The 13,045-nt window shown below is 36.2% G+C and carries 10 protein-coding genes and 1 pseudogene; 7 read left to right on the top strand and 4 right to left on the bottom strand.

Annotated elements, in window-relative coordinates; all coding sequences use genetic code 11:
- The first annotated feature begins 1 nt into the window (after position 1).
- The 3 genes from ruvX (at position 2) to FJR38_RS10800 (ending at position 2,074) form a co-directional block, all read left to right on the top strand.
- Complete coding sequence (gene ruvX, locus FJR38_RS10810; RefSeq protein WP_168495781.1) at positions 2-478, top strand: Holliday junction resolvase RuvX; 477 nt, start codon at positions 2-4, stop codon at positions 476-478.
- 248 nt (positions 479-726) lie between these two features.
- Complete coding sequence (locus tag FJR38_RS10805; protein ID WP_168495779.1) at positions 727-1,296, top strand: DUF3727 domain-containing protein; 570 nt, start codon at positions 727-729, stop codon at positions 1,294-1,296.
- Between the two features lie 244 nt (positions 1,297-1,540).
- On the top strand, positions 1,541-2,074 hold the full coding sequence (locus FJR38_RS10800; protein WP_168495777.1) for a YqeG family HAD IIIA-type phosphatase: 534 nt from the start codon (positions 1,541-1,543) through the stop codon (positions 2,072-2,074).
- Positions 2,075-2,236: 162 nt separating this feature from the next.
- Here FJR38_RS10800 and FJR38_RS10795 read toward each other — a convergent pair whose 3' ends face one another.
- The 4 genes from FJR38_RS10795 to FJR38_RS10780 form a co-directional block, all read right to left on the bottom strand.
- Positions 2,237-2,614, bottom strand: coding sequence for a hypothetical protein (locus FJR38_RS10795; RefSeq protein ID WP_168495775.1), 378 nt, complete (start codon positions 2,612-2,614; stop codon positions 2,237-2,239).
- Entirely contained in the window at positions 2,611-3,858 is a 1,248-nt protein-coding gene (locus FJR38_RS10790) for a hypothetical protein (protein ID WP_168536950.1), read from the bottom strand. Before FJR38_RS10790 ends, FJR38_RS10795 begins: the two co-directional genes overlap by 4 nt.
- A 15-nt stretch (positions 3,859-3,873) precedes the next feature.
- Positions 3,874-4,749 (bottom strand): hypothetical protein, encoded by an 876-nt coding sequence (locus FJR38_RS10785; protein WP_168536948.1) that lies wholly within the window; start codon positions 4,747-4,749, stop codon positions 3,874-3,876.
- A gap of 80 nt (positions 4,750-4,829) precedes the next feature.
- Positions 4,830-7,283: a dynamin family protein gene (locus FJR38_RS10780; RefSeq protein WP_168536946.1), complete on the bottom strand. Its 2,454-nt coding sequence runs from the start codon at positions 7,281-7,283 to the stop codon at positions 4,830-4,832.
- A 529-nt stretch (positions 7,284-7,812) separates the two neighbouring features.
- On the opposite strand from FJR38_RS10780, the pseudogene proB reads away from it, so the two are divergent.
- From proB to FJR38_RS10760, 4 genes and pseudogenes are all read left to right on the top strand, one after another.
- A pseudogene (gene proB, locus FJR38_RS10775) lies at positions 7,813-8,923 on the top strand (glutamate 5-kinase).
- Between the two features lie 68 nt (positions 8,924-8,991).
- Positions 8,992-10,179 (top strand): FtsW/RodA/SpoVE family cell cycle protein, encoded by a 1,188-nt coding sequence (locus tag FJR38_RS10770; protein WP_168536944.1) that lies wholly within the window; start codon positions 8,992-8,994, stop codon positions 10,177-10,179.
- A 74-nt stretch (positions 10,180-10,253) separates the two neighbouring features.
- Entirely contained in the window at positions 10,254-11,984 is a 1,731-nt protein-coding gene (locus tag FJR38_RS10765) for an NFACT family protein (RefSeq protein ID WP_168536942.1), read from the top strand.
- Between the two features lie 483 nt (positions 11,985-12,467).
- Positions 12,468-13,045 (top strand): hypothetical protein (locus FJR38_RS10760; protein ID WP_168536940.1); only part of this gene is annotated, 578 nt, incomplete at its 3' end.

Raw genomic sequence — 13,045 nt, 5'->3', positions numbered from 1 at the left:
CGTGATTTCTCAACAGTCATCAAAATTATTTATTTCCGCCTTGGGTGTGGATGTTGGTAGTAAACGCATTGGGTTAGCGGGATGTGATGGGACTGGTTTGATTGCTACAGGTATTACGACAATTGAGCGCAGGTCTTTTATAGAAGATGTAGAGCAAATTCAACAAATAGTGAATGAGCGACAGGTACAAATTCTCATTGTTGGTTTACCATACTCAATGGATGGTTCTATAGGTACTCAAGCCCGTCATGTGCAGAAATTTGCAGCTAGATTGGCTGGTGCGCTCCAACTTCCTTTGGAATATATGGATGAACGATTAACTTCTTTTCAGGCAGAACAATTATTGATAGCTGAAAATCGCTCCCCATCTAGAAATAAGGGTTTAATTGACCGCAAGGCGGCGGCATTAATTTTACAACAATGGCTAGATGCTAGGCGTAGTTCGATAAAGAGATCAGTAGCAATTACTGATGAGTGATTGGTTTTCCCATGGTATTCTAAAAACTATTACTTGCATCTCTGAATTTATGGTTGACATTGACTGTCGTTTAACGGTTCAATGATTTCCATATTTAAGAGCAATTAATTAATCGCGTTTGGCTACAGCGTGTAAGCTTACAGAGGGATAAATGCTCCCATGCTCCCGTTGAAGTAAGAAATAAATGTCTAGACTTGTCTAGGATTTATGTAGCAATTGAAATATTGTTAAAGTTACATAATCCAGCTATGTTTTCCTCTCCACTTTCTGAAGATCACGATTCCGGGAATTCTCTGACCTTAACAGATGAACTAAAACGAACTCTAGAATGTTATATTGAGCATACGCTCTCGGTAGATGGGGAAAAATATGTTCTCCTGCTGCCGGTTGATGCCCCCATAGAAATTTTTGCTTGGCAAGTTGATGGCGACGAAGAAGAAGCCGTATTGGTAGAAGATGATGAAATCATTGACGAAATTTTTGGTACGGCTCAAGCTGTTCTTTCTGAGCAAAATCTGATTCTCAAAAATACTGCTTACGCTTTGACTGTAGCCGGTGAGTTGCCTCCTGAAGATGATGAATCAAAATTATTCACTTTAGAAATTGAAGATGAAGAAAACGGTTTAGAGCCTGAGCAACTACTGGAAATTACAACTTTTTATCATGATGAACAGGAGTATGCAATTTATACTCCTCTCGATCCCCTGTTATTTTTCGCTAGAATTACTAAGACAGGTGAGCCAGAATTACTTTCTCCTGAAGAGTTTCGTCAGTTCCAACCCCTTCTAGAAGAACATCTTTTTAATGAGGTTGAATAATTATTCTTCCTTGTAGCATTAGTTTATAATCCCCGTTTTTACAAGACGGGGAAAAGTAATCACGTAAGTTGCTAGTTAGATAAATTGTCAAAATCAGGATGTCCAGGATTTAAGGATGTACAGGATGGAAACTGGCATTTTATTACCAATCACCAATTACCAACCCTTCGGCTTCGCTCAGGGCAAGTCACCAATTACCAGCCTTAACTAGATAACTAGCAACTTGGGTTAACTATACAAAATTATGACTCGAAACCATCTCTTACAGCCTGACTTGATTTTAGCGGGTTCAGTTTTGAAGCTGACACCAGATGTGATCCAACAATATGGGCTGAAAGGACTGGTGTTAGATGTTGATGATACGTTAGTACCAATTAGAGCGGGTTCTGCTTCCCCTGCACTACAGCGATGGGTAGAAGAGATACGGACTTGCACAGCACTGTGGTTAGTTAGTAATAATTTAAGTGAAGCCAGAATTGGTAGTATTGCCCGTTCTCTAAATTTACCTTACTATTTAGGTGCGACTAAGCCCTCCCGGCGGAAAATTAGAGCGGCGTTACGAGAGATGAATTTACCTGCACATCAAGTGGGAATGGTAGGCGATCGCTTGTTTACAGATGTTTTAGCAGGTAATCGTTTGGGAATGTTTACAATTTTAGTCGAGCCAATCATTCATCCCGATTTTACAGCTATCAGCACCCATCCCATCCGCAACATTGAAGTCTGGATATCAGAGATATTAGGTGCATCTATTACAGGTAAAGTGATTAAAAAGTAAAAATCTGTAGTTGTGAAATTTCCTAAATAGGTGAGTTTATTTTTACTCTTTTAGGTAAATATTTTCATGTTCCCGCTAGTTTATTTATTTGATTATTGAAGGTGTGTAATTAGACGATGAGTAAGTTTGTAAGTAATGGTTGGGAAATTTATTTTCATGTTTTCATTTCTGATCATATTTTCGTTGTAAGTAAGATTTACCAGCGCGAAATGCTGCTGAAGATAGAGATTTAGTTAATGATTTTTTTTGATTATTTATTTCTGTTTGTTCTGCTGTTTGTTCATTTTTGGTTTCAAAATCTGGCAACAAGAAAATTACTATGAGAAATATACCTATAATAATTGCAATAAACCCTTCTATCTTGCCCCATGTAAACTTGATAAATAACTCGAACAATAGCATTATAAAGCCTGATATACCACGCCCTGTATAACCATCATCAAAATTATCCATGAAGTGAGGATAGTTAATTTCTAAAATACCAATTCCTATAAGTAGGAATGAAGGAATAATACATTTTATTCTTTCTATGATGGTCATTTTGATTTCTCCTCATAAGGTAAAAGATACAAACCAGGTGGTGTATTTTCATTAGGAAGAATATCTTTACTACTTTTGACATTTTCACTTTCACATAAAACAGCAAAAGATTGTAAACTATCTAATCTGGCTAAAAGTTCGCTGAGGGTATCTAAATATTCAGCTATAGCTATTTGCCGATGTGTCCAGATTTCATCCCATTGATTACTATAGGACATTTGAAATTCTACATCAATATTAGTTTTTTTACGGCGAATATCTTCAGATGATAATGTATAATCTTTGGGGGAAATTTGGGTGATTCTTTCTACTCGTTGTGGTGTAATATGGTCTTGAAACCGAGAATGTGTAAACCGATAAGTTGTAGATAAATAAGAGTTTTCATCATTGATTAATTGGTTTCCCCAAGTTTGGGCTATTTGTTGAAATTTGGCAACTTCTACAGATAGTAATTCTCTAGCTTCTTGATGTTGTCCAATTTCTAATAATAAGTTAGCTTCTGTTGCTGTTGCTACCGCCCAACCTTGAATAGCAATATCTGTATTTAGCATTAATTCCGCGTCTAATGCTGGGGAAATTTGTAACGCTTGATTTGATAAAAATAATCGTACTCTGTTAGCAACTTTTAAGCATTCTCTTGGTGATTCACTGGGGAATAGCTTTCTGTCGTTTAATTCGGCATTTAATGAGGCAATTTCTTTAATTATCATTGCTTGTTGAATATGAGAAATTGCTTTTGCTAAATTTTGTTGTTTTTGGCGATTATCTTCAACTAAGAGATATAAATATGCAAGTTGTCCAGAAATTATATCTAGGCGTTCTTTAACAATTGCAAATTCTTTTTCTACAAATTGCTGAAGATTACTTAAAGAATTTTGAATTTGATGTAATTTATAACCCATGTAAGCAAAACCAGCAATACTTACTCCCAGGTTTAAAACACTTGCACCAGCAGCTATTTGAGTTAATCCCATTACTGATGATAAGGTTTTTTCAATTCCCATTAATTTATGATAGGTTAATCCATGACCTATAATATTAGTTCCGCCTAATACGGGGGAAAATGGAATATTTGTTAATTGGTTAGTTAGTCCTGGTGTTTCTGCTAAATGGCGGACAATTTGACCTGCTTTTTCTGTACCAGCAGACCAGCGAATAACGCTACCATAGCGTTGCATTGAACCATTTAATAAACCTTGGATAATTTCTGGACTGTTTAATAAAAGAGTAGTATCAATTAGCATTTTAATCTACCTATGTTAGAGGCTATAAAATTCAAGAACATCTAATGCTTCCATTCTTAATCTAGGTGATGGAGTAAAACCAGTTTCTAAAGAAGCTAGTTTATCAAAAGCATCATATCTATCTAGATCATTCTTATTCTCTTGAAAACCATGATGAGGTTCTTTAAGTGTAAAATACAATAAAAAAATATCATCTGGAGATTCTCGTATTTCTGATACTGAATACTGATTAAAATTGGATTGTATTTGTTTGAATTTATCATTAGAACCCAGCCAAAGGAATTTTGTAATTTTCATCAGTTGCTTGGCATCATTAATATCAATTATTCCTTTCATCTTTAGTGATTCTACAAAGTATTGATTTGAAGCAGATATAACTAAAACTAAAGTTGGTTTTGTACTTGTTTGTAATGGAATAGATGCAGGAACATCAAGATGTTCACTTTGTACTAATGGTGTTGTATATGTTATTTGTTGTGTTGATTCTCTCGTTGCCTTTTGACGATTAATGATATAAAGTAAATAACCAACGGCTGTAATAACAAAGCCAATAATGACTACAATTCTCATATCTTTCCTTCTTACAATTATTCGTTTAAAAGTAGGTTGTACAATTGGTGTTATTAACTTGTACAATTGGCTTTTTTCGTTTGCCCATTCTGTATAAAGATAATCACTTAGTGAATTAAATTTAGAATCCAATCTATATCCACTGAAAATGTAGTTACTTATATTTTTAGGATGTATATCTATATAATATTCCAATTTGTAACACCATATTTCTACAGATATTTTAATAAGATCATATATATAAATCTTCTTTCCCTTACATTCATATTCAATCTTTAATTCGACTTGCTTTGTAACTTCCTGCAATAATTTAGTAAACATAATAAATGTTAATTGTTAAATAGATTATTGTTAATTACAGCAAAATGCCTAGAAAATATATAGAAATCTTTTTAAAAGACTTAAACCTTATCTTCTAGTTTTCGACAAATGGCATTTGCATTATCTTTTTGTAATTCAAAATTATGCCAAAATTGTTTTTCATTCTCGAAATTTTCCTCAATAATCCTTAATTGCTGTTCCAAAGCCCGTTCAGCTAAATTAGTGATATCATTAACTGATTCCTCAAAGATACTACTAACATAATCTAACCTTTGAAGAATCCAGTCTAGTAAATTATCCCATAAACTATCTTTTCCTTTATTAATACCGCTTAACCATTGTTCAGCCATTAAATCTGGAGATGGTAAAAACAATTCCACATATTCAACATCATCGGTAATATCACGAGTTACTGGTCCGCTTTTGGTTCTACTTTTTGTGCTTTTATAACACGAACCACTTTGATAGTATTCTGTATAATTTTCATCTTCTGTTTTTTGCCCAACTACCTCTTTTTTCTTAGTTTGTTTTTGTTTAATGTTAGCTTCTAAATCAAAAAAATTCTTTGGTAAATTAGGCGGATTTTGAGATAATTGTTTTAGCAAATTACTTATAGTTGCTTTTTCAATATTAATTGAAGAAGCAAAAATATCATCTGATAAGCAAATTTTCAATAATTCAACTTGTTGATTAACTAAAAAATCTAAACATTCATAAAATTGTTGTGCTTTTCCTTGTAGAAAAAATTCTGCTCTTGCTGATATAGCTTGTCTCATACAGTGATAGAGTAGCCTAACATAGCGTTCATCATGTTCAAGTTCTTTTTTAGCAGTTTCATCATCAGCCCTTACACTTTTAAAGAAGTATTCTGATTGTGGAGAAAATTTACTTAATCTGCGACTAACATTATCATAGTTTCTGGCAATATCATCAGCTAATGCAGGTGATGTAACTTCCTGAAGTTTATCTCTTAACTCAAAAACTCCTGAATTATTTTTTAAAGCATCCCGCACGGGAACAATTAAATCTATAGTTATATCTGTTCCTACTTTATTAGCAGTGCCGAGTAAAGGGGATAATTTTTTAAATAATTCCTCATCTCTTTTTTTAAGATTAACCATCTTTTTTTTATCATTCGCTTGGAGTGTTTCTATAATCAATTCACTTTTTTTCTTAAATTTTTGAATCACCTGATTGATATTTGCCTGTAAATCTTGACGAATTTTAGCTATGTTTTCTTTTTCTAATTCAACCTGTTCCTGATTGTAAATTTTTCGAGTTTGAATCAAAACATCTAATACTTCTGATAAAGCTGAATAGTTTTCAAATACTTCTACTAATGCAGGAAAAATTACCAACTTATCAAATGATTCTTCTACTCTGACCTTAAAACGTCGCCATAGTTCCTTACCTCCACTCCATTCTAAAGAATGAATAAGGATTTTTAACATGGTTTCATCATCAATTATTTCATTATTTTCAACTTTCTCTTCAACTTCCAAAAACCAATATTTTAAATCCTTATTACCTTTAAGATTTAGCTTAATTACTCCAGCACAATCTTGAAACATCTTTTCTAAATTTTCTAATCTTAATTTAGAATCAACTGTTGAAGGTTTATTTAAAGCACCAGCACCCCAAGCACATTGGGCATAATATAAAAGACGAGCATTAAATGGTAAAACATCAGGCAATTCAGCCAGTGATAATGTCTCTTTAATTTCTTCCCTTAACTTATTAATTCGCACTTCTAAAGGTAAATCATCCGCACCACGTTGATCAACTCGATTTAAAATAAAAATCATCGAGTCTGTACGCCCTTGTAAATATTCAACAACCCTTTTTAATTCTTCTAATAATCGTTTTCTATGACTATCATCTATCTGCATATAGTCCAAAGCAACTAAACTAAAAGCCTTATTAACTTGCTGTTGAATAGTTGCCAAATTAGCCCGATCTTGTACTGATTTTAAACCAGGTAAATCAATTAATTCTACGCCTATTCCTGGAGGTAAACCTAATAAAAAAGGATCACAAGCTGGTAATAAAGGAACATAAGCAGTTATTTGGGGTGCAACATATTCGCGTTTTTGTCTGGCTTCATGATAGGAGTGCATGACTGAACGAATACGTTGATATAAATCATCATCAGTTAATCCCGTCCATTCTCCTGTTTCCCAAGCTGCATCTGTGGTTTTTTCAATAATTAATTTTGATTCTTGAGAATGTTTGAGTGTTAAAACTCCTCCACTCATTTCTCCTGCTTCTATGGGGGCAATTTTTCGCCCTATTAAAGCATTAACTATAGTTGATTTTCCAGAGGATGTTGTACCAATAGTAGCAATACGAAAACTGGGATTTTCTAATCTTTCTACCGCTTCTTCAAAAGCATCTAAAAAACCGTCTAAAGCTGATTTAATTCCTGGATCTGCAAAAACATCGGGAGACGAATTAACTAAATTAGCAATTGAGTTACCTAATTCGTTTAATAGGGTGCGGGCATTGTTTAATTTAGCATCAATATTCATTACCATTCAGTTTCCCTCTGTTATTTTCTAAGCCTAAACCACGAATTAGCTAATCAATGTCTAGTTATGGGACTATCAATAGTTAATTTATTAACGTCAATCTCACTACTTGATGTAGCAAGAGATATATTAATTAGTATGCAATCATATTTCAACGTGATTGTAAATACTTTGTTTGATTAAGTTTATAGACAAAATATACAAATTTCGTAATGAGATTTCAGTAAAAAACGAATATATTGTTTTATTTTAGACTTAAATAGGATTTCTGTATAAGTATTTATTGTGCTATTTACTGAAAAAGATACAAAAATTCATAAATATTTTATAATTCGTCAGGAAAGTAAACCTAAAGAAATACTTAAGAAATTCTATAGTTTCCCCAAAATCAGCGATTATTAATGTTAATAACATCAGGGTCAGCCAAAAAAAGACCCTAGCAGATAATAGATAAATATAAACCCGTACAGCGTCAACCTTCACTATAGATGGATTGGCGCTGTACAATTTTTTATGTATCAATGTCAACTGACTAATGACCAAAACAATAGTTGTTAAAATCGGTACTTCTAGCCTAACTCAACCAGAAACGGGACAATTAGCCCTTTCTAGCATTGCTACTTTAGCGGAAACTCTCAGTGATTTGAGACGACAAGGACATCAGGTAATTTTAGTTTCCTCCGGTGCTGTGGGAATAGGTTGTGCGCGGTTAGGTTTAACAGAACGTCCTAAAACCATAGCTTTAAAACAGGCTGTAGCAGCAGTTGGGCAAGGTCGATTAATGCGGATATATGATGATTTATTCACTACTTTACAACAACCCATTGCTCAAGTATTATTAACCAGAGCAGATTTAGTACAACGTAGCCGCTATCTTAATGCCAATAATACTTTTCAAGAATTACTGGGTTTAGGAGTCATTCCCATAGTTAATGAAAATGATACAGTAGCAGTAGAAGAATTAAAATTTGGGGATAATGATACCTTGTCTGCATTAGTAGCCAGTTTAGTAGAAGCAGATTGGCTATTTTTGTTAACGGATGTTGATAAATTATACTCAGCCGATCCTCGTTCCGTACCCGATGCTAAACCGATTAGTTTAGTTAGTAGTATGCAAGAACTGACAGAATTACAGATTCAAACTGGGGGACAGGGTTCTCAATGGGGGACTGGGGGGATGATGACTAAAATTTCTGCGGCTAGAATTGCGATCGCTGCTGGTATCCGTACAGTCATTACCCAAGGGCGTTTTCCCCGCAATATTGAAAAAATTATTCAAGGGGAACTGATTGGAACACACTTTACACCCCAACCAGAACCAACTTCAGCCAGGAAACGCTGGATAGCTTATGGTTTAATACCAGGGGGGAAAATTATATTTAGATGCAGGAGCAATTATAGCTATTGTTCAAGGCGGAAAATCTTTATTAGCAGCGGGAATTAAAGCTGTAGAAGGGGAATTTGACAATCAAGAAGCTGTGCAGTTGTATGACAATAATGGACAAGAAATAGCTAGAGGATTGGTGAATTATAATAGCAAGGAATTACAGAAAATTTGCGGAAGACATTCACGGGAAATTCCGGCAATTTTAGGTTATGAAGGTGTAGATACTGTGATTCACCGAGATAATTTAGTATTGATTTAAGTAGGTAATTGGTAATTGATAAATAAGCATTACCACTGACAACTGACAACTAACAACTGACAAATATTGTGAATCTACTCCGTTTCATACCATTTTTTGATGATTCTGTCTCTAGCTGGGCTTTAGAAGCACGGTTATTGCGCTGGTTAACATTTTTGTGGATGTCTATTGGGTTAATTATCCTTTTTTCCGCATCCTATGTTGTAGCTGATGACCGTCAAGGTGATGGTTTATTTTATTTCAAACGTCAACTTATTTGGGCATTTGCTGCCTTAATTATTTTCAATATCATTGTTAATTTGCCATTACGGAAAATTTTGGGAGTAGCTCATTGGTTTTTGATATTTTTCCTAATGTTAATTTTTCTGACTTTAGTACCAGGATTAGGAAGAAAAGCCTTTGATGCAGCTAGATGGATAGCCATTGGACCAATTCCTATCCAACCATCAGAATTAATTAAACCATTTTTAGTTTTACAAAGTGCGACTCTTTTTAGTCAGTGGGAAAAACTTAACTGGGGAATTCGTTTATCTTGGTTGGGTGTTTTCTGTCTGGTTTTGTTAGGAATTCTTGCTCAACCTAATTTAAGTACAACAGCACTTTGTGGCATGACAATTTGGTTTATTGCTTTAGCCGCAGGAATACCGACTAAATACTTGGGAGGAACAGCCATTGGTGGGGTAATGTTAGCATTACTCAGTATTAGTATTAAAGAATATCAACGTAAACGAATTATGTCCTTTCTCAATCCTTGGGCTGATGCCACAGGAGACGGCTATCAGTTAGTACAAAGTTTATTAGCTGTAGGTTCAGGGCAAACATGGGGAGTTGGATTTGGACTTTCTCAACAAAAGCTGTTTTATTTACCAATTCAAGATACTGATTTTATATTTGCAATTTTTTCGGAAGAATTTGGCTTTGTTGGTGGGATTTTACTATTAATATTGTTAGCCATATTTGCTACTTTAGGATTAATCATTGCCATCAAGTCCAAAAATTTCACATCCCAATTAGTAGCGATTGGTGTAGTGGTTGTCATGGTTGGACAGTCATTATTACATATTGGTGTCACAACAGGTGCGCTACCTACGACAGGTTTACCTCTACCCATGTTTAGTTATGGTGGTAATTCCATGATTTCCAGTTTGATATCTTCGGCATTATTAATTCGCGTAGCTAGGGAAAGTAGTGAAGCAGAAGTAGTTCCTTTGCGGAGAACACAGCCTGAAAATCGGAAAAGAAGAAGAATGTTATAGTCATTATTTCCTCGTTTTTTGATTTGCTGATAACCTAATTAGTAAGAAAAACTTCGTTATTGTAACTAATTATTTTGCAACCCCTTGACTTTACGGCTTTAACTGCTGCTTGTAGCGAAATCCGCGCGAACTGGTTGCCTGCACGCACAGAACAGGTATATCAGCGCGATCGCTATACTATTGCTATTGCTTTACGAACTTTAAATCAACGGGGTTGGCTGGAAGTTTGCTGGCATCCCCAAGCTGCTCATATTTGTATTGGTGATCCACCACCACGCAACCCAGATACTTTTACTTTCAGCCAACAGTTAAGACATCAGTTGGGTGGGTTGGCCTTAGTAGGAATTGAAGCTATTTCTCCTTGGGAACGGGTGATTGATTTGCAATTTGCTCGTCGTCCTGGAGAAAACGCCCTCTATCACGTTTATGCAGAAGTGATGGGTAAATACAGTAATGTGATTTTGACTGATGCTAGTAATGAAATTATCACCGCTGCCCATCAAGTTAGTCAGCAACAATCTAGCGTTCGTCCTATCCAAACTGGACAAAATTACGAAACACCCCCTAAACTAACAGGCAAAATCCCTAGTTTTAGCGAGTCTCTAGAACGCTGGCAAGAACGCGTAAGTTTAGTCCCTGGTGGTATTAAACGGCAGTTACTCAAAAGTTATAGTGGTTTGAGTGCAGCTTTGCTGGATACAATGCTTTTAGCCGCCAATATTACACCAGATACAAATACTGATGTCCTGACTGCCAATGATTGGCAAAATTTATTTCACCGCTGGCAAGAATGGCTACAAGCTTTAGAAGCAGGTAAATTTCAACCAGCCTGGACAGACAATGGATATACTGTCATGGGTTGGGGAGGAGTCGCACCAGCTAATAGTATTCAAGAGTTAATTTACCGTTATTATACTGACCAGTTGAATCAACAAGTATTTGTGCAACTGCGTCATCAATTAAGTCAGAAATTGGTGAATATTCTCGGTAAATTACGCACCAAAGCCAAAACTTTTAGCGATCGCTTGCAACAATCAGATCAAGCAGAGGAATATCGCCAAAAAGCTGATTTATTAATGGCACATCTCCACCACTGGCAACCGGGAATGCAAGAAATTAGCCTCCCAGATTTTGAAACTGGAGAACTAAGAGCGATCGCCCTCTTCCCAGATAAAAACGCCGTTCAAAATGCCCAAAAGCTTTACAAACAGCACCAAAAACTTAAACGCGCCCGTGCCGCTGTCGAACCACTACTATTTGCAGTCCAAGCAGAAATTGACTATTTGGAACAAGTAGAAGCAACCATTTCTCAGCTAGACAACTATCAAACCCCAGAAGATTTACAAGCTTTAGAAGAAATCCGTGATGAACTAATTGGGCAAAAATATCTAGAAGACCCAGAATATCGCAGCCGCAGCGCCAACACTCCCAGCACCAATTTCCATCGTTATCGCACTCCCAGCGGCTTTGAAGTCCTCATCGGTCGCAATAATCTCCAAAATGACCAACTAACCTTTCGTGTAGCCGGAGATTATGATTTGTGGTTTCACGCCCAAGAAATTCCGGGGAGTCATACCCTCCTCCGTCTAGAACCCGGTACAGTCGCCGAAGAAGCTGATTTACAATTTACAGCCAACCTAGCAGCTTATTTCAGTCGCGCCCGTCAAAGTGACCAAGTACCGGTAGTGTACACCCAACCCAAGCACGTCTACAAACCCAAAGGAACGAAACCAGGACTTGTGGTTTATAAACAAGAAACTATTATTTGGGGAAAACCGCAATCTGTCATTGGTAATAAAACTTAGCTCCAGAAATACTTTCCAGCCTAAGCTGTCACGCATTGAAGAAGAAAAATAAATAGGGTTTCCCCTGCTCCCCTGCTCCCTGCTCCCTTGCCCCCCTGCTCCCTGCCTCTTCTGTCATCTACCCTAGAATAGAAAATCTCCTCACTCAGGACAGATATTTTTTTAAGATATTTTCATGAAAAAACTGTACTGGCTGTTACAATCTTGTTAAGAAAGGTTGCCCGTTGAATTTTGGGAACGCGCAATTTGGTTTTGACTCTACTAAGAAGATAACGCGAACAACATTTTTTTGAGAGGCCAGCCTGTGGGAAGGTTGGCCTTTTCGTTGCCAAATTCTCCGACTTTCCTGTTTTTTTTTGCAAATCACCATAAAAACCACAAAGGGAACAAGCACTAGATCAAAAACGACTTGATGGACAAACAGAGTTAAGATACACAGAGTTTCTCAATATTTTTTATATAATTTTTGCCCTAATGAACCTCATGAATGTTGCTGTTGCGCCCTTAATTCGCTTCACGTCTTTGTCACTTATTACAGTTCTGGGACTGCTATCACCTGCCCAGGCTCAAGTGCAAAACTTATCAGTTATTATTAGTCAAGCACAACCCACTGAAGCAGACAAGCCTAATACCCTCAGCCCCACTGGACCTAGTAATAGTGTCTTGAGTATTGAAGGAGGCGATCGCTTAATGAACGATGCAGCCCAAGCGGTTGCTAATCAAAACTACCCCCTAGCAGCCAAAAAACTCCAAGAAGCACGCCAGGTATATAATCAATTATCCAGCTTCTATCAAGACCTAAATTCCAGTTTTGCCGGCATTGATATTCGTGTATCCGATTCCCAACGCCAAAGAGCCTTAGCAACAGCCCAAAAACGAGATGAAGCCACCTATCAACTAGCCTTAGTCCATCGAGCGCAAAATCAGCCAGAATTGGCCGTACCTTTACTAGTGCAAATCATCAAAAGTCAAAACCCCACCAGAGAATTAGGTACAAAAGCTTATCAACAATTATTTGAACTAGGTTTTGTGGATGCACCTTATCCTCGTCAAGGTAAGAA

This window comes from Anabaena sp. UHCC 0253 (assembly GCF_009712085.1).
Taxonomy (GTDB): domain Bacteria; phylum Cyanobacteriota; class Cyanobacteriia; order Cyanobacteriales; family Nostocaceae; genus Dolichospermum.
The sequence above is the reverse complement of the archived record's forward strand: the minus strand, read 5'-3'. Positions and strand labels throughout refer to the sequence as shown.